Source organism: Ruegeria sp. CH5 (genome assembly GCF_056537025.1).
Genome location: NZ_JBQFQT010000006.1, coordinates 23719 through 40730, shown reverse-complemented (window position 1 = coordinate 40730; position 17012 = coordinate 23719). Strand labels below are relative to the sequence as shown.

At 62.5% G+C, this 17012-nt stretch carries 24 protein-coding genes; 17 read left to right on the top strand and 7 right to left on the bottom strand.

The genetic code is table 11. The annotated features are described in order from the left end of the window. The first annotated feature begins 27 nt into the window (after positions 1-27). The 6 genes from def (ACR0JC_RS17085) to ACR0JC_RS17060 are packed head-to-tail and all read left to right on the top strand — an operon-like array spanning position 28 to position 3056. Positions 28-546 carry a peptide deformylase gene (gene def / locus ACR0JC_RS17085; protein ID WP_170343409.1) on the top strand — a complete coding sequence of 173 codons (519 nt, stop codon included), beginning with the start codon at positions 28-30 and terminating at the stop codon, positions 544-546. After that, positions 543-1037: a peptide deformylase gene (def, locus tag ACR0JC_RS17080; RefSeq protein ID WP_170343410.1), complete on the top strand. Its 495-nt coding sequence runs from the start codon at positions 543-545 to the stop codon at positions 1035-1037. Before def (ACR0JC_RS17085) ends, def (ACR0JC_RS17080) begins: the two co-directional genes overlap by 4 nt. 6 nt (positions 1038-1043) lie before the next feature. Continuing rightward, positions 1044-1964, top strand: a complete 921-nt coding sequence (fmt, locus tag ACR0JC_RS17075; protein ID WP_170343411.1) for a methionyl-tRNA formyltransferase — start codon at positions 1044-1046, stop codon at positions 1962-1964. Continuing rightward, a complete protein-coding gene (locus ACR0JC_RS17070; protein ID WP_005981317.1) occupies positions 1964-2200 on the top strand; it encodes a hypothetical protein in 237 nt (78 codons plus the stop codon). Before fmt ends, ACR0JC_RS17070 begins: the two co-directional genes overlap by 1 nt. Before the next feature lies 1 nt (position 2201). Continuing rightward, the gene (locus ACR0JC_RS17065; protein ID WP_149776373.1) at positions 2202-2438 is read left to right on the top strand and encodes a GlsB/YeaQ/YmgE family stress response membrane protein; all 237 of its coding nucleotides are present in this window, start codon (positions 2202-2204) and stop codon (positions 2436-2438) included. Between the two features lie 57 nt (positions 2439-2495). Continuing rightward, positions 2496-3056, top strand: a complete 561-nt coding sequence (locus tag ACR0JC_RS17060) for a DinB family protein (RefSeq protein ID WP_170343412.1) — start codon at positions 2496-2498, stop codon at positions 3054-3056. On the opposite strand, the gene ACR0JC_RS17055 is transcribed toward ACR0JC_RS17060, so the two are convergent. From ACR0JC_RS17055 to ACR0JC_RS17030, 6 genes are all read right to left on the bottom strand, one after another. Next, positions 3053-3676, bottom strand: a complete 624-nt coding sequence (locus ACR0JC_RS17055) for a trimeric intracellular cation channel family protein (protein WP_170343413.1) — start codon at positions 3674-3676, stop codon at positions 3053-3055. The genes ACR0JC_RS17060 and ACR0JC_RS17055 overlap by 4 nt on opposite strands. After that, positions 3673-4140, bottom strand: coding sequence for a ribonuclease HI (gene rnhA, locus ACR0JC_RS17050; protein ID WP_170343414.1), 468 nt, complete (start codon positions 4138-4140; stop codon positions 3673-3675). The genes ACR0JC_RS17055 and rnhA overlap by 4 nt, the downstream gene beginning before the upstream one ends. Continuing rightward, positions 4133-4717, bottom strand: a complete 585-nt coding sequence (locus tag ACR0JC_RS17045) for a class I SAM-dependent methyltransferase (protein ID WP_170343415.1) — start codon at positions 4715-4717, stop codon at positions 4133-4135. The genes rnhA and ACR0JC_RS17045 overlap by 8 nt, the downstream gene beginning before the upstream one ends. Beyond that, the gene (locus ACR0JC_RS17040; protein WP_170343416.1) at positions 4714-5166 is read right to left on the bottom strand and encodes a DUF3429 domain-containing protein; all 453 of its coding nucleotides are present in this window, start codon (positions 5164-5166) and stop codon (positions 4714-4716) included. Before ACR0JC_RS17040 ends, ACR0JC_RS17045 begins: the two co-directional genes overlap by 4 nt. Then, positions 5163-6113, bottom strand: coding sequence for a 4-hydroxy-3-methylbut-2-enyl diphosphate reductase (gene ispH, locus ACR0JC_RS17035; RefSeq protein ID WP_170343417.1), 951 nt, complete (start codon positions 6111-6113; stop codon positions 5163-5165). Before ispH ends, ACR0JC_RS17040 begins: the two co-directional genes overlap by 4 nt. Positions 6114-6313: 200 nt before the next feature. After that, on the bottom strand, positions 6314-6886 hold the full coding sequence (locus tag ACR0JC_RS17030) for a LabA-like NYN domain-containing protein (RefSeq protein ID WP_093965260.1): 573 nt from the start codon (positions 6884-6886) through the stop codon (positions 6314-6316). A gap of 136 nt (positions 6887-7022) precedes the next feature. Here ACR0JC_RS17030 and folK point away from each other — a divergent pair, with 136 nt between their 5' ends. The 9 genes from folK (at position 7023) to rnc (ending at position 14126) form a co-directional block, all read left to right on the top strand. After that, positions 7023-7592, top strand: a complete 570-nt coding sequence (gene folK, locus ACR0JC_RS17025) for a 2-amino-4-hydroxy-6-hydroxymethyldihydropteridine diphosphokinase (RefSeq protein ID WP_437342841.1) — start codon at positions 7023-7025, stop codon at positions 7590-7592. A gap of 94 nt (positions 7593-7686) precedes the next feature. Next, positions 7687-8040, top strand: a complete 354-nt coding sequence (gene rpoZ / locus ACR0JC_RS17020; RefSeq protein ID WP_170343419.1) for a DNA-directed RNA polymerase subunit omega — start codon at positions 7687-7689, stop codon at positions 8038-8040. A gap of 26 nt (positions 8041-8066) precedes the next feature. Continuing rightward, positions 8067-10199: a RelA/SpoT family protein gene (locus ACR0JC_RS17015; RefSeq protein ID WP_170343420.1), complete on the top strand. Its 2133-nt coding sequence runs from the start codon at positions 8067-8069 to the stop codon at positions 10197-10199. Positions 10200-10215: 16 nt separating this feature from the next. Further along, positions 10216-10914: a DUF2062 domain-containing protein gene (locus ACR0JC_RS17010; protein WP_170343421.1), complete on the top strand. Its 699-nt coding sequence runs from the start codon at positions 10216-10218 to the stop codon at positions 10912-10914. After that, entirely contained in the window at positions 10907-11653 is a 747-nt protein-coding gene (locus tag ACR0JC_RS17005) for a pyridoxine 5'-phosphate synthase (protein WP_170343422.1), read from the top strand. Before ACR0JC_RS17010 ends, ACR0JC_RS17005 begins: the two co-directional genes overlap by 8 nt. 37 nt (positions 11654-11690) lie before the next feature. Next, positions 11691-12137, top strand: a complete 447-nt coding sequence (locus ACR0JC_RS17000) for an ABZJ_00895 family protein (RefSeq protein WP_170343423.1) — start codon at positions 11691-11693, stop codon at positions 12135-12137. Beyond that, positions 12134-12580, top strand: a complete 447-nt coding sequence (acpS, locus tag ACR0JC_RS16995; RefSeq protein WP_093965271.1) for a holo-ACP synthase — start codon at positions 12134-12136, stop codon at positions 12578-12580. The genes ACR0JC_RS17000 and acpS overlap by 4 nt, the downstream gene beginning before the upstream one ends. A gap of 32 nt (positions 12581-12612) precedes the next feature. Further along, the gene (gene lepB / locus ACR0JC_RS16990; protein WP_170343424.1) at positions 12613-13449 is read left to right on the top strand and encodes a signal peptidase I; all 837 of its coding nucleotides are present in this window, start codon (positions 12613-12615) and stop codon (positions 13447-13449) included. Further along, the gene (gene rnc, locus ACR0JC_RS16985; RefSeq protein ID WP_170343425.1) at positions 13446-14126 is read left to right on the top strand and encodes a ribonuclease III; all 681 of its coding nucleotides are present in this window, start codon (positions 13446-13448) and stop codon (positions 14124-14126) included. Before lepB ends, rnc begins: the two co-directional genes overlap by 4 nt. A 102-nt stretch (positions 14127-14228) precedes the next feature. Here the strand turns inward: rnc and ACR0JC_RS16980 are convergent, their stop codons facing one another. Beyond that, positions 14229-15611: a multicopper oxidase family protein gene (locus ACR0JC_RS16980; RefSeq protein ID WP_170343426.1), complete on the bottom strand. Its 1383-nt coding sequence runs from the start codon at positions 15609-15611 to the stop codon at positions 14229-14231. 160 nt (positions 15612-15771) lie between these two features. Here ACR0JC_RS16980 and era point away from each other — a divergent pair, with 160 nt between their 5' ends. Next, on the top strand, positions 15772-16680 hold the full coding sequence (gene era / locus ACR0JC_RS16975; RefSeq protein WP_170343427.1) for a GTPase Era: 909 nt from the start codon (positions 15772-15774) through the stop codon (positions 16678-16680). Continuing rightward, on the top strand, positions 16677-17006 hold the full coding sequence (locus tag ACR0JC_RS16970; RefSeq protein WP_170343428.1) for a DUF1491 family protein: 330 nt from the start codon (positions 16677-16679) through the stop codon (positions 17004-17006). Before era ends, ACR0JC_RS16970 begins: the two co-directional genes overlap by 4 nt. Positions 17007-17012 lie beyond the last annotated feature (6 nt).

Below are 17012 nucleotides of genomic sequence, written 5' to 3'. Positions count from 1 at the left end.
ACGCGCGCGATGACATAAATCAGCCCCATGAAACGCAACATCCTGATCCATCCCGATCCCCGCCTGAAAAAGGTCTGTGCGCCCGTGGACGACCTGTCGGACGAGCTGCGCGCGCTGGCCGACGACATGCTGGAAACCATGTATGACGCGCCGGGCATCGGGCTGGCCGCGCCCCAGATCGGCGTGCTGGAACGGCTGATCGTGCTGGATTGCGTCAAAGAAGAAGGCGCCACCCCCCGCCCGCTGGTGATGTTCAACCCCGAGATCATCTCGGCCTCGGACGAAACCAGCGTCTACGATGAAGGCTGCCTGTCGATCCCCGATCAGTTCGCCGAGGTCACCCGCCCGGCCGAGGTCGAGGTCGCCTGGATGGACCAGAACGGCAAGGCGCAGCGCGAAACCTTCGACGGACTCTGGGCCACCTGCGTGCAGCACGAGATCGACCACCTGAACGGCAAGCTGTTCATCGACTATCTCAAGCCGCTGAAACGTCAGATGATCACCCGCAAGATGGTAAAGCTCAAGCGCGAGCTGGCCCGCGCATGACCGTCCGTCCCTGCCTGCCGTGGCCCGACAAGCGCCTGCGCACCAAGGCCGAGCCGGTGACCGAGATCACCGACGAAATCCGCGCCATCTGGGACGACATGATCGACACGATGGAGGCGATGCCCGGCGTCGGTCTGGCGGCGCCCCAGATCGGCGTGATGCTGCGGCTGGCGGTCGTGGACGGCTCGGCCGAGCGTGGCCGCGCGGTGCGCCTGGCCAACCCCGAAATCCTGCACAGCTCGATCGAGCTGCGCGAGCATAACGAGGCGAGCCCGAACCTGCCGGGCGTGTCGGCCAAGATCAAACGTCCGCGTGCGGTGACGGTCCGATACCTCAATGAAAAAGGCGAGATCGACAGACGCGATTTCGTCGGCATCGAAGCCACCAGCGTGCAGCACCAGATCGACCATCTGAACGGCCGGATGTATTTTGACCGTCTCAGCAAGGTCAAACGCGACATGCTGCTGCGCAAGGCGAAAAAGGCGGGGTAGGGCGGCATGCGCGTCATCTTCATGGGAACGCCCGAGTTTTCGGTGCCAGTGCTGGATGCGCTGGTGAGGGCCGGGCACGAGATCGCCGCCGTCTATTGCCAGCCCCCGCGTCCGGCCGGTCGCGGCAAGAAGGACCGGCCCACGCCGGTGCATGCCCGCGCCGAGGCGCTGGGCCTGCCGGTGCGCCATCCCACCTCGCTGAAATCGCCCGAGGAACGGGCTGCCTTTGCTGCGCTGAAGGCCGATGTGGCCGTGGTCGTGGCCTATGGGCTGATCCTGCCTCAGCCGATTCTGGACGCGCCCCGGCATGGCTGCCTAAACATCCACGCCAGCTTGCTGCCGCGCTGGCGCGGGGCCGCGCCGATCCACCGGGCGGTCATGGCGGGCGATGCCGAGACCGGGATCTGTATCATGCAGATGGAGGCCGGTCTGGACACCGGCCCCGTCCTGCTGCGTCAGGCCACCCCGATCGGAGCCGAGGAAACCACCGCCCAGCTGCATGACCGTCTGTCGGCGATGGGCGCCGATCTGATCGTGCAGGCTCTGGACCGCCTGCCTGAGCTGACCCCCGAGCCGCAGCCCGAGGTCGGCGTGACCTATGCCGCCAAGATCGACAAGGCCGAGGCCCGCGTGGACTGGTCGCGCCCCGCCGTCGAGGTCGATCGCCAGATCCGCGGCCTGTCGCCCTTTCCCGGTGCCTGGACTCAGATCGAGGGCGAGCGCGTCAAGCTGCTCGCCTCGCGCCTGTCGGACGGGCAGGGTGTGCCGGGCGAGGTGCTGGACGACGCGCTGCGCGTGGCCTGCGGCACCGGCGCGGTCGAACTGCTGCGCTTGCAACGGGCGGGCAAGGCGGCGCAGGATAGGGAAACCTTCCTGCGGGGCTGGCCGATCCCGGCCGGGACCCGCCTCGACTCGGAGACGTCCTGATGTTCATGGTGATGATGGGCACCGTCGTGATTGCCGGCATCGTCGGCTACCTGTCCGAGGTGACGGGCTTTACCCACAACGGGTATCTGCAATCCATCATCATCTGCGTGGGCGGGGCGTTCCTGTTCTATTTCATCCGCATCATGTTCGGCATCAGCTTTGGACCGCCGGGGCTGGATGCGGTGATCTCGTCAGTGGGGGCCTTGATCATCGTGCCCACGCACTGGAGGAAATGAGATGCCCGTCCTTGCCTTGATCGTCATCGGCGCCGCGGCCGGATTTCTGGCCACCCGCCTGATGCGTATCGAGGCGGACATCCCCACCACCCTGCTGATCGGTATCGCCGGGGCTGTGGTGGGCGGGCTGATCATGCGCGCCTTGCTGACGGTCATGGGCTGGATGCCCGGATTCGTCGGCGCGGTGCTGGGCGCGCTGCTGCTGATCTGGATCTGGAAGACCTATTTCCGGCGTTGATGCGGCAGGCCGCAGGCCACGCTAGACAGTGCCTTGGCAATCAACTAGGCATCGGCAATGAAAAACTATTTCTTGCCACAAGCTTATAACAACGCATGGGCCAACCACCGAATTCTGGACGCTTGCGCGCAATTGCCCCCCGAGGAACTGGCGAAGCACCGTACTGGTTTCTTCCCGTCCATCATCGAGACTCTCAATCACATTTATACGGTTGATCTTTTCTACGTCACCGCTCTGGAAGGCCGGCCAATGGGATTGGACGCCTTCGACCCGGAAACTCCCTATCCCGACTTGCCCGAGCTTTCGGCGCACCAACGCGCCATCGACCGACGTTTCGTGGATGTTTGCCGCGATGAGAAGGTTTTGGATGAAACTGCACGCGTCAGGATTCCACGTGGGGAATTGGTGCAAGTCGAGCGGTACGACCGCACGATCCTGCACTTGCTGCAGCACCAGATTCACCATCGGGGGCAAGTGCATTCGATGCTTTCGGACACGATGATCGCTCCGCCGCAATTGGATGAGTTCTTCATGGAGTGGGAGGCTGACAGATCGTTGCGGGCCGAAGATTTCACATCTCTGAACCTGACCGAGGAAGAGGTCTGGCGCGGCCTCTAGCTCCGCGGCGGGCGTGCCTTGTAGACCGGCAACTGCCAGCCGAACAGCAGCGATCCGGCCCGCAATGCCCAGCAGGAGAGTGCGCACAGGCCCAGCGCCAGCAGCGTCTCCAGCCCCAGACGGGTGGCCAACACGGCCACAAGCGCCCCGGTGAAGGCGCATGAGACATAGAGCTCGCCCTGTTTCAGCACCAGCGGCACCTCGTTGCAGACCACGTCGCGCATCAGCCCGCCCAGGCAACCGGTGGTCACACCCATCAACACCACGATCACGCCCGACTGACCCAGCGCCAGCGCCGCGCCAGTTCCCGCGGCCGCGGCGATCGACAGCGCGAAACTGTCCAGCCAGACCAACCAGTTGTAGCGGCTTTCGACCAGATGCGCGGTGAAAAACACGACCACCGCCGCCGCCACCGCGATCAGGATATAGTCAGGTTGGCCCACCCAGAAGACCGGGTGCCGATCCAGCAGCAGATCACGCACCGTGCCACCGCCCACCGCCGTCAGACAGGCGATGAAGGCAAATCCCACAAGATCCAGCTGCGCCCGGCTGGCCACCAGCGCCCCGGTCAGCGCAAAGACCAGAACCGAGGCATAGTCCAGCAGGGCCAGACCGCTCATGTGCGGGCCTTTTTCGGCTTGAACGGGGCCATGCCTGCGCGTGCCAACTCATCTGCGCGTTCGTTTTCGGGGTGGCCGGCATGGCCCTTGACCCATTCCCAGGTCACGTCATGGCGCTGTTGGGCTTCGTCCAGCCGCTGCCACAGGTCCACGTTCTTGACGGGCTTCTTGCTGGCGGTTTTCCAGCCGTTGCGCTTCCACCCGTGGATCCAGCCCGTTACCCCGTTTTTCACATAGGCGCTGTCAGTCACGATGGTAATTTTCGAGGGCCGCTCCAGTGTTTCGAGCGCGCTGATCGCGGCCAGCAGCTCCATCCGGTTGTTGGTGGTCTCGGCCTCGCCGCCGCTCAGCTCGCGCTCTTTCAGGACGGTTTCTCCATCCATCGCCCGCAGCAGCACTCCCCAGCCCCCCGGGCCGGGATTGCCGGAACAGGCACCATCGGTATAGGCAAACAGATCAGGCATGGGACAGCACCAGAATGAAACCGTCATACGATCCGGCCAGCCCCTTTCCCGTACCGGTGGTGACACGGTCAATGACGAACCCGGCCTCAACCAACGCGGTCTCGATCTCGGGGCGCGTGAAATAGGTGTAGTAGCGGTCCAGTTCGTCGCGATGCTCTCCGGTGCCCAGTTTCAGGCCCAGAAAGAACACGCCGCCCGGCTTCAGGGCCTGCTGGATGGCGGCCAGATGTCGCGGGAAATCGGCGCGCGGGGCGTGCAGCAGGGAGAAGCTGGCATAGACCCCATCGTATTCGGCCGTTTCGGTCACGTCATCGAACGTGCCCAGATGCGCGTCCACGCCATTTGCGCGGGCGTGTTCGACAAAGGCCGGTGTGGCGTCCAGCGCCCGAACCCGCAGCCCCTGGCGCAGAAAGAAACCGCTGTCCGACCCCGGACCCGACCCCAGATCCAGCACCAGCCCATCGCCGACCGCCTGCGCAAAGGCTGCGCGCGCCTCGATCTGCTCGGGCGGCAGCGGCACTTTCAGATAGTCGTCCACACGGGTTGTGTAGGCGTCGATGGTTCGTTTGTCGCTCACAGGAATACTCCAACGGCCAGGCAGGCCAGCACGACGGCGCTCAGCAGCAGCCGCAGTTTCATCCACCAGCGCGGGGTCAGGCCCCAGGACCAGAACAGCGCGTCCAGCACCAGTAGCCCGGCAAAGCCGATCATTAGGTTGGTGCCCGCGTCGACCGACCCGCCGCCGGTGGTGAAGAACGCCCACAGCGCCGGCAGGACCGACAGCACATAACAAAGCGCCGCCCGGTTGCCCGAAGTCTTGGTGGCAAAACCCCACAGAACGCCGGACATGAAGCTGAGGATCACAGCGCCATAAAACAGCTGCACATAGGGCCCCACGAACCGGGGGCCCAGCGCGCGGCTGCCCCAATTACTTAGGTCTCCGCTCAGGTAGGTCAGCGCGCCCCAGACAAAGGGGATCAGACCGGCCAGGCCCAGAACCAAAGGTGCGCGGGGGATGCCGCTCATGCGGGCACGCGCAGAATGCGGGGCACCTTGAACTCGACATTCTCGGTGGCGGTTTCGACGGTTTCGACGGTCACGTCAAAGCGGTCGCGGAAGGCGTCGATCACCTCGTTCACCAGAACTTCGGGCGCCGAGGCGCCGGCGGTGATGGCGATGCTGGAAATCCCTTCGAGCGCGCGCCAGTCGATGTCGGTGGCGCGCTGCACCAGCTGTGCATAGGTGCAGCCCGCCTTGGACGCCACCTCGACCAGGCGGCGCGAATTCGATGAGTTGGGCGCACCTACCACCAGCAGCGCATCCGACCTGGGTGCGACGGTCTTCACCGCCTCCTGCCGGTTGGTGGTGGCATAGCAGATGTCTTCCTTGTGCGGGCCGACGATGGCCGGGAACCGGTCCTGCAGCGCGGCCACGATGTCGCGCGTGTCGTCCACCGAGAGGGTGGTCTGGGTGACGAAGGCCAGTTTTTTCGGGTCGCGGACCTGTACCCCGGCCACGTCGTCAAGCGTTTCCACCAGCAGAACTTCGCCCTCGGGCAGCTGGCCCATGGTACCGACGGTTTCGGGGTGGCCCTTGTGCCCGATCATGATTATCTGCAACCCGGCCTCGGCGTGGCGCTGGGCCTCGATATGGACCTTGGACACCAGCGGGCAGGTGGCGTCGACATAGATCATCTCGCGCGCGGCTGCGGCTGCGGGCACCGATTTGGGCACGCCGTGGGCGGAAAAGATCACCGGCCGGTCATCGGGGCATTCGTCCAGTTCTTCGACAAAGACGGCACCCTTGGCGCGCAGCCCGTCCACGACGAACTTGTTGTGCACGATCTCGTGCCGGACATAGACCGGGGCGCCCCATTTCTGCAGGGCCATTTCCACGATCTTGATCGCGCGGTCCACGCCGGCGCAGAACCCGCGCGGGGCGGCCAGATACAGGGTCAGGGGGGGCTTGGTCATGCGTCTGTCTCCTTGAAAGGGACAGGTAAGGCTTTTCCACCTGTTGGTCCAGTCAGGACAGCCTTGTCATGATGCTGACACGAAGTCCTTTTAGCCAATACCCGTTTGAGCACGGGTTCTTGATTAAAGAAGCGCGGCCAGTACACGAAGTCCTGACCGCGCGATTGCTCCACATGTGTGAGTGGTGGATGGCGGAGTTTTTATTTTCCTGCGACGGCTACCGTACGCGGTTCATCGGACACGTCCCGCGGAGGGCGTCCGATCACGTCGCGCAGATCGTCAAGCTCGATGAAATTGTCGGCCTGACGACGTAGCTCGTCCGAAATCATTGGCGGCTGGCTGCGGATGGTCGAGACGACCGACACGCGCACGCCCTGACGTTGCAGGCTGGCAATCAGCGGGCGGAAATCCCCATCACCCGAAAACAGCACGATATGATCCACGCGCGGCGCAAGCTCCATGGCATCGACAGTCAGTTCGATGTCCATGTTCCCCTTGACCTTACGGCGCCCCATGCTGTCGGTGTATTCCTTGGCCGGCTTGGTTACCATGGTGAAACCGTTGTAATGCAGCCAATCGACAAGCGGACGGATCGGTGAGTATTCGTCGTTTTCTAGCAGCGCTGTGTAGTAGAAGGCTCTGAGAAGCTTGCCTCGACGCATGAATTCCTGGCGAAGCAACTTGTAATCGATGTCAAACCCCAGTGCTTTTGCGGCGGCGTACAGATTCGAGCCGTCGATGAACAGCGCAAGCCGTTCGTCCTTGTAAAACATTAATTTGTCCTTCCGGTATCGCTCAACGCGCGGAGGTGTCTGTGAGTGAAAAAAATAAATTCGCGCATTGATGCCTTTAAAATAGGCTATTTGACCTGTATCGCAAGTATTCTCTGAACGGAATACGGGGATAAAAGTGGTCAAATCCATGTCAAAAGTGGTCGTGGCGTTGGGGGCAAATCTCACCTTGAGAGGAAACGGGCCCAAGGTGACACTCGCGCAGGCTCTCGAGGTCATGGAGGCCAAGGGGCTGGTGATTCGGGCCAAAAGCCGGCTGTTTTCGACCCCCTGCTTCCCTGCGGGCGCCGGCCCGGACTATGTGAATGCAGCCGCTTTGATCGAGACGGAACTGGATCCGCGCGGTGTTCTGGACCTGCTGCACGAGGTCGAGGCCGAGTTCGGCCGCGCCAGGGTTCAGCGTTGGGGTATGCGCACACTTGATCTTGATCTTGTCTGCTGGGACGACCGCGTTCTGCCGGACCTGGACGGATACCGCCGCTGGCTGGATTTGCCGATGGAGCAGCAGGTGCAATCCGCGCCCGAACAACTGATCGTGCCGCACCCGCGCCTGCAGGACCGGGCATTCGTGCTGGTTCCAATGGCTGACGTCGCGCCCGATTGGCGCCATCCCGTGCTGGATTTGACCGTCCGGGAAATGATCGGACAGCTGCCTGCGGACGAGGTTGCCGCCGTAACCCCCCTCTGAGCCGCCAATGCTGGGCATTTCCCGCTTGTCAAGGCAGAGAATCGCGCTTAGATAAACCCCTTCCTGACACGGATTCATTTGTGGAGAGCGCCTCATGGCCCGCGTGACGGTCGAAGACTGCGTAGACAAGGTACCGAACCGGTTCGAACTGGTGATGCTTGCCGCCCATCGTGCGCGCGAGATTTCCACTGGCGGATCGATCACCGTTGACCGCGACAACGACAAGAACCCCGTCGTGGCTCTGCGCGAGATTGCCGAAGAAACCCAGACGGCGGACGAGCTGCGTGAACGTCTTATCGAGGCCAACCAGACCCAGATCGAGGTCGACGAGCCCGAAGAAGATCAGATGGCGCTGTTGATGGGTGCAGAGTCGGACAAGCCCGCAGATGACGACATGTCCGAAGAGAAACTCCTGCGTGCCCTGATGGAGGCCCAGGGGCAGGGGTAAGCCCTGCAAGCGAAGGTGCGGACCGGATGATTTCTGTTGAAGACCTGATTGCGCTGGTCCGCAACTACAACCCCAAGACAAATGCCGATCGCATCGCCCGGGCCTATGAGTTCGGAATGCAGATGCATGAAGGGCAGTTCCGGCATTCGGGCGAGCCCTATTTTTCGCATCCCGTCGCAGTTGCCGCCATTCTGACCGAGCAGCGCCTGGACGATGCCACGATCATCACCGCGCTGCTGCACGACACGATCGAGGACACCAAGGCAAGCTATTCCAAGATCGCCGAACTGTTCGGTGACGAGGTGGCGATGCTGGTCGACGGCGTCACCAAGCTGACCAACCTGCAGCTGTCCAGTCGCGAAACCAAGCAGGCCGAGAACTTCCGCAAACTGTTCATGGCCATGTCCAAGGACCTGCGGGTGATCCTGGTCAAGCTGGCCGACCGCCTGCACAACATGCGCACGATCAAGGCGATGCGCCCTGAAAAGCAGGTGCAGAAAGCGCGCGAAACGATGGACATCTACGCGCCGCTGGCCGGCCGGATGGGTATGCAGTGGATGCGCGAAGAGCTTGAGGACCTGGCGTTCCGCGTCCTCAATCCCGAAGGCCGCCAGTCGATCATCCGCCGCTTCATCACGCTGCAACGCGAAACCGGCGACGTGATTCACCGGATCACCGGAGACATGCGGCACGAGCTTGAGAAAGCGGGGATCGAGGCCGAAGTCTTTGGTCGCGCCAAGAAACCCTATTCGATCTGGCGCAAGATGCAGGAGAAGGATCAGGGCTTCTCGCGCCTGTCCGACATTTATGGCTTCCGCATCATTACCCAGACCGAAGAAGACTGCTATCGCACCCTTGGGGCCATCCACCAGCGCTGGCGCGCGGTGCCGGGGCGGTTCAAGGACTATATCAGCCAGCCGAAATCGAACGGCTACCGCTCGATCCATACAACGGTCTCGGGTCGTGACGGCAAGCGGGTCGAGGTGCAGATCCGTACCCGTCAGATGCATGACGTCGCCGAGACAGGTGTGGCCGCGCACTGGTCCTATCGTGACGGTGTACGGACGGAAAACCCATTTGCGGTCGATCCGGCGAAGTGGATCGCCAACCTGACCGAGCAGTTCGATACAGAGGAAGACCACGAAGATTTCCTCGAGGCGGTCAAGCTCGAGATGTATTCGGACCAGGTCTTTTGCTTCACGCCCAAGGGCGACGTGGTGAAACTGCCGCGCGGGGCGACCCCGATCGATTTCGCCTACGCCATTCATACGCGCATCGGCCATGCCTGTGTCGGGGCCAAGGTGGACGGTATCCGCGTGCCGCTGTGGACGCGGCTCAAGAATGGCCAATCGGTCGACATCATCACGGCCGACGGCCAGACTCCGCAGGTGACGTGGCTTGAGATTGCCGTGACCGGCAAGGCCCGCACCGCCATCCGCCGCGCCCTGCGCGAGGTTGATCGTGAACGGTTCATCAAACTGGGGCGCGAGCTGGTCCGCGCGGGGTTCGAGCATGTCGGCCGCAAGGCGACCGACAAAGCATTGGAAACCGCCGCCAAACACCTGCGCATCAAGAACAGCGATGAGTTGCTGGCCCGCGTCGGCAGTGCCGAACTGACCGCCCATGATGTGGTGGCCGCGGTCTATCCCGACCTGACCCGCGACGAGGGCGAAGCAATCCCCTTGCGTCGCGCCGTGATCGGGCTTGAGCCGGGGCAGGGGTTTGAACGCGCGCCATGCTGCCAGCCTTTGCCGGGCGAACGTATCGTGGGCATCACGTCTCGGGGCAAGGGCGTGGTGGTGCATTCCATCGATTGCGATCGCCTTGCCGAATTCGAGGATCAGCCGCAACGGTGGGTGAACCTTCACTGGCATACCGGCACGCACCCGGCCGCTTATGGCGCCACGTTGGAGCTGACCATCGGCAACGACGCCGGCGTGCTGGGACGTATTTGCACATTGATCGGCGAGAAAAAGGCCAATATCTCGAACCTGGAATTCGTGGACCGGAAGCCAGATTTCTATCGTCTGCTTATCAGTATCGAGGTGCGGGATCTTGAACAGCTGCATTCGCTGATGCTGATGCTCGAGGCGGAAAGTGACGTGGCTGCGGTCGAACGGTATCGGGACATGACAAGCGCTGCGGTCGCAGCTGGCTGAGAAGGGGTGATCAGGAGTGGTTTTCAAGCGCCGTGATCGCCGCTCGGTACTCCAGGTCCTGTCCGAGTTGGTCTATCCTCGCGGCGGTTGGACCCGCGCCTTCCACTATGTCAAACACCGCGTCCGTCGTCTTCCGGACTCGCCCGAACGCATTGCCCGTGGGGTAGGGGCCGGGGTGTTCGCGTCCTTCACCCCATTCTACGGCCTTCATTTTCTGGTTGCCGCGGTCTTGGCCCGGATGCTGAACGGCAACATCCTTGCCGCGTTGAGCGGCACGTTTTTCGGCAACCCGCTGACCTACGTTCCGATCGGCGTGGTCTGCCTGCAAACTGGGCATTTCCTGCTGGGCACCGAATACGAAGAGGGCGACACCAAGGGGCTGATGGGCAAATTTGCCAGCGCGATGGGGGACCTCAAGGATAACTTCCTGGCGATGTTCTCCGATCGGGTCGCTGACTGGCACGGGCTGTCGCAATTTTATGACGAAGTGTTCTTTCCCTACATGATTGGCGGCATCATTCCCGGCATCGTGGCCGGCGTGATCTGCACCCATATCAGCCTGCCGGTGATCCGAACCTATCAGATGCGCCGCCGCGCAAAGATCAAGGCGAAGTTCGAAGAAATCAAACGCTTGGCCGAAGCAAGCTCTGCCGTTCCCCGACCAAACCCGATAGGCTCGGGCGACGCGAACAAAAAGGATTCGAAGGATGTCTGATACCCCTCTGCGCCTGGGCGTGAATATCGACCATGTTGCCACCGTGCGCAACGCCCGTGGCGGCGCCTATCCCGACCCGCTTCGCGCCGCAAAGCTTGCCGAAGAGGCCGGGGCCGACGGCATCACTGCGCACCTGCGCGAAGACCGGCGGCATATCTCGGATGCGGATATCGACGGGCTGATGGAGGTTCTGACTGTTCCGCTGAACTTTGAAATGGCGGCTACGGATGAGATGCAGAAGATCGCTCTGCGCCACAAGCCGCACGCGGTCTGCATCGTCCCCGAAAAGCGCGAGGAACGTACCACCGAAGGTGGCCTGGAAGTCGCGCGCGAGGAAAACCGTCTGGCGCATTTCATCGCGCCGCTTCGTGACGTCGGTTGCCGGGTGTCGATCTTCATCGCCGCAGACCCCAAGCAGATCGAGGCCGCCCACCGCATCGGCGCCGAAGTGATCGAGCTGCACACAGGTGCCTATTGCGACGCCCATGCCGAGGGTCGGGTGGACGACGCGCAACGCGAACTGGAGGCGCTGCGAAAGATGTCCACCTTTGCCCATTCGCTGGGCCTCGAAGTGCATGCCGGCCATGGCCTGTCTTATGACACGGTCCAGCCCGTTGCCGCCTTTCCCGAAGTGCGCGAGTTGAACATTGGCCATTTCCTGATCGGCGAGTCCATCTTCCGGGGCCTCACCCCGGCCATTCAGGAAATGCGCCGCCTGATGGATGAGGCGCGCCAATGAGCCACTGCCTTGAAGCCTCCTTCTTCTGGATCTCCCGATGCGCTTGAACATTCCCAGGTTTCTTGTCGTCTTCGTGATCACCTCGATCGCGGTCCCGGCTATTTTGTTTGGCGTTTCGGCGGTGTTCGGAATTGACTTGTCCAGCAGTTTCCTGCCGTTCATCCCCTTTTTGGCCGCCGCGACTTTCGAAGGACACCGACAGGTTCAGACACACCAGACCATGCCGGGCAGCGGCGACATGTGGAGCGCCGCATTATGGATGGGCATCGTCGGGATGTTGACCAACCTTGTCATGGCTGGGCTGTTTTTTCTTGTCGTTCCAGGCATGTCCGAGGGATTGGCCGGTATCCCGGTGAACTTTTTGGTAATCGGTTTCACGATCACCTTTGTCGTGGCGTTTCTCATTTCGCGGCTATTCCTGTGGGTGGGCGCCCGGTCTGCGTTCAAGGCTCTTGAAAGGGCAAAGAAAGAGACGCACTCATGATACTCGGCATCGGTACGGATCTTGCGAATATCGAGCGCATTCAGGGCACGCTCGATCGGTTCGGTGACCGGTTCCGCAACCGTGTCTTCACCGAGACCGAGCAGCGCAAAGCCGAGCGCCGGCGGGATACGGCCGGAACCTACGCCAAGCGCTGGGCCGCAAAAGAGGCGTGCTCCAAGGCGCTGGGCACGGGGCTGCGTATGGGCATCGCCTGGAAGGACATGGCAGTTACCAATCTGCGCACCGGTCAGCCCGTCATGCATGTGACCGGCTGGGCCGCGGAACGGCTGAAGGAAATGACGCCCGAAGGGCACGAGGCGATCATCCACGTCACCTTGACCGACGATCATCCATGGGCGCAGGCCTTCGTGGTGATCGAAGCGCGCCCGCTTGGTGATCCCGACGCAGCGGCCTTGACACCCCCGCGACCGCGCCGCATGTAACCCCCCGAGCCGAGCAAGGACTGGAGAGCAGTATGGCCGAGCAAGCCAAATCCGGAAACGCCATCTGGGAGACGATCAAGACCATCGTCTATGCCCTGCTGATCGCGGGCGTTTTCCGCACTCTGTTCTTTCAGCCGTTCTGGATTCCGTCGGGGTCGATGAAACCCACGCTGCTGATCGGTGATTTCCTGTTCGTCAACAAGATGGCCTATGGCTATTCCTACGCGTCCTGCCCCAGTCTGATCATCCCCAGCGTCGGCCTCGATGTCGATGCCGAGGACATCTGCGGCTGGATGGGGGGCGACAATACCCGACTGCTGGGCGGTGAGCCCGAGCGTGGCGACGTCATCGTGTTCCGCCATCCGGTTTCGGGGCGCGACTACATCAAGCGCCTGATCGGCCTGCCCGGAGACAAGATCCAGATCAAGGATGGCGTGGTCTACATCAACGGTACCGAAGCCAAGCAGACCCCGGATGGCACTTTTTCCGAAATCGCCGAGCCGCAAGGGCCTCAACGTCTTCGGCCGCGCTGTGAAAATGGTCCGGTCGGCGTGGGCGGCACCTGTGAAAAGACCCGGATGATCGAAACGCTGCCGGGCGGCGTGTCACACGAAATCCTGAATATCGGCAACCAGAGTACCGACAACACGGGTGTCTACACCGTGCCGGAAGGGCACTACTTCTTTATGGGCGACAACCGTGACAATTCCAGTGACAGCCGCGTGCCGCAGGTCGCAGGCGGCGTCGGCTACGTTCCTTACGAAAACCTGATCGGTCGAGCCGACCGCATCATGTTCTCGTCCGCCGGGCGTTCGATGCTGTTTTTCTGGACCTGGCGCGGTGACCGGTTCTTCAAGGCGGTCAATTGAAGCTGTCGACCGACATGAAGGCGTTCGAAAAACGCCTTGGACACAGGTTCGCCAATCCCGAACTACTGGTTCGGGCGCTGACGCACGGGTCGGTTTCGTCTTCGACACGCCCGGACAACCAGCGGCTCGAGTTTCTGGGTGACCGTGTGCTGGGGCTTGTGATGGCCACCGCTTTGCTCGAGGCCGATCAGAAGGCCACCGAAGGCCAACTGGCCCCCCGTTTCAACGCACTGGTGCGCAAGGAAACCTGTGCCGACGTTGCCCGCCAGATCGATATCGGCGCGGTTCTGAAGCTGGGCCGGTCAGAGATGCTGTCGGGCGGGCGCCGCAAGCAGGCGCTCTTGGGCGACGCCATGGAGGCAGTTATCGCTGCGGTCTATCGCGATGCCGGTTTTGAGGCGGCGCAGAAAGTGATCCTGTCGCTGTGGGGCGACCGGATCCACACGGTCGAAGCGGATGCGCGCGATGCCAAGACATCGCTTCAGGAATGGGCGCAGGCGCGCGGGCAGAAACCGCCCGCCTATGTCGAGATTTCGCGCAGCGGCCCGGATCACGCCCCCGTTTTCACCATCGCGGCCCGGCTGCAGGACGGATCCGAGGCCCAGGCAACCGCCGGCTCCAAACGTCAGGCGGAACAGGCGGCTGCGCAGGCTCTGCTGGATCGTGTGACAAGCTGATCTCTTCGATCGCGGCGTTACCTGCTCTTGATCTGTCCGGGAATGTCCGCGAGGGCTGTCCACCTATCACGAACCGCGTCTGCAACCGCTAGACCTTGCCGCTCAAACGACCCGCAAGAACCCGGTCAGCCCGGTCTTCTGGTGTTCGATCACATGGCAGTGAAAGGCCCAGTCACCCGGATTGTCCGCGACCAGCCCGATTTCGACGACCTCGTCTTTCAACAGCAGCATGGTGTCCGTCACCAGCGGCGGCAACTCTCGCAGGTTTGATCGCAACAGCATAAAGACCAGCCCGTGCAGATGGATCGGATGCAGGTTCGGAGATTCATTGCGCAGCCTCAGGACATAGCTTTTGCCCAGTTCCAGCGTCGCCAGTGGCCCGACGTCCGCGGCAGCATCTCCGGGCCAGGGAACCCGGTTGATCGACCAGAAATTGTATCCAAGAGACCCGCAGAACCCATTGTCCGGCAGTCCACCTTCTGGCGTCCAGCCGAAGACGAATTCGTGCACCTGCGCGTTGCCGAGATCGGGCAGGGCGACCGGGTTCTTCGGCAAAGGCTTCAGTTCTCTCAGGTCCCGGTGCGCGGATTGTCCGACCGAGCGCAGGCTGGCCATCGTCCTCAAGGGCTGACCGGGCAGTTTGGCCATAAGATCGACCTGCGCCCCTTCGCCGTCCGGCATCGCAACGGCAAAATCCACACGCTGACCGGGGCCCACCTGCAAGGGATCATCTACACTCGGCATCGGCAGTTCGGCGGTGACCGGGTGTCCGTCCCACGCGATGATCTGCGCGTTTCCGCCCGTCAGGTGCAATTTGTAGATCCGGGTCGTGTCCGAATTGAGCAGTCGCAGTCGCACGAGGCTGCCGGCGGAGTGGTCATAGACTGGATGCTGGTGCCAGTTCGCGGTCTGCACATTGCCGAAAGTTCCGGCTCTGGCCGCGCCCCGCTGGGTGTAGGCGGGCAGAAATGCCCCCGTCTCGTCCAGGCGAAAGTCCCGCAGGTTGATCACTTGCTCGCTGTCGAACCCGACGTCTTCAGGCTCGGCGATGACCATCACTCCGGTCAGACCGTGCGCCATCTGCTCCATCGTCATGCAATGCGGGTGATACCAGTAGGTTCCGGCGTCTGGGGGTGTGAACTCGTAGGTGAAGCTTTCGTTCTGTCCCAGCGGCATCTGGGTCAGATAAGGCACGCCATCCATATCATTGCGGATGCGCATCCCGTGCCAGTGCATCGAAGTATAGTCGGACAGAGTATTTTTGACCGTCAGTCTCATCGCTTCACCCTGACGTCCAAAAAGGACGGGCGGAGGAGCGTCGGGGCTCAGGCTTACCATTCCGTGCGTAGGCTGGTCCCGAAACAGGTAGCTGGCGCTTTGAACCACCATCTCCTGATCGGAGCTATTGGACGCGAATGCAAGTCCACCCAAGCCCGCGGCCCCCATTGCGGCGCCGCCCGATAAAAGAAACTCCCGTCGTTTCATGCCTGATCCTCAAGATGCGGGTCGCGGCCTGGCTGGGATCGGCTTGGCCTGTGCGCCTGTCCTGCCATTCCTGTACCGGCCCGGCAATGCGACAAATGCCTCTGGCCCGCTGTGCCTTTCTGCGATAGGGATGCGCACTTGAGAACAGGATCACCACACAATGACGACACGCGCCGGATTCATCGCCCTGATCGGAGAGCCCAACGCAGGCAAATCCACCCTTCTGAACCGCATGGTCGGGGCCAAGGTCTCGATCGTGACGCACAAGGTGCAGACAACGCGTGCCCGTATCCGCGGCGTCGCCATGGAGGGTGATGCGCAACTGGTCTTCGTCGACACGCCCGGCCTGTTCAAACCTCGCCGCCGGCTTGACCGCGCGATGGTCGCGGCGGCCTGGGGCGGCGCGGCCGATGCCGACATCATCGTGCTGATGGTCGAAGCGCATCGCGGTATCACCGAAGGTGTCGAGCGCATCCTGGATGGCCTGTCCGAGATCGCGCAGGGCCGCAAGGTGGCGCTGGCGATCAACAAGATCGACCGGGTCGAAGCCCCCGCGCTGCTGTCACTGACCCGCGACCTGAATGACCGCTTCCCCTTTGCTGAAACCTTCATGATCTCGGCCGAAAAGGGCCACGGCGTCGAGGACTTGCGTGCCTGGCTGGCACAGCATCTGCCCGAAGGCCCCTGGCTTTATCCCGAAGACCAGATCGCCGATCTGCCGCTGCGCATGATCGCGGCCGAGATCACGCGCGAAAAGCTGACCCTGCGCCTGCACCAGGAGCTGCCCTATCAGCTGACGGTCGAGACCGAGAACTGGGAGGAGCGCAAGGATGGTTCGGCCAAGATTGACCAGATCATCTATGTCATGCGCGACGGTCACAAGGGCATCGTGCTGGGCAAGCGCGGCGAGACGATCAAGGCCGTCAGCCAGGCCGCCCGGGCCGAGTTGGAGGAATTCCTTGATCGCAAGGTCCACCTGTTCCTGCAGGTGAAGGTCCGGCCCAACTGGCTGGAAGAGGCCGAGCGCTACTCGGAAATGGGGCTGGACTTCAAAGACGGCAACGCATGACCCGCCTGACGGCCGAGTTCTGGGTCCACGCCTATCTGGCCCGGCTGCGCCTGCACGAGATCCCCGCCTTTGTCGTAGCCCATGGCGACGACACTGCCGGCGCGGTTCTGGTCAAGCTCAACACGCTCGACGGCAGTGCCACCGCCTTTCAGCGCAGCTTCGACCTGCTCAGCGGCGCACGCAAATGGATCGAACTCGCCAAAGGTCCCGAGGCCGAGGTGGACGAGGCCATTGCCCGTCAGCGCAGCTTTGACCCCGACCTCTGGGTGATCGAGGTCGAAGACCGGCAAGGCCGGCATCTCTTGAACGAGGAAGGGCTGGACTAGGCCTGC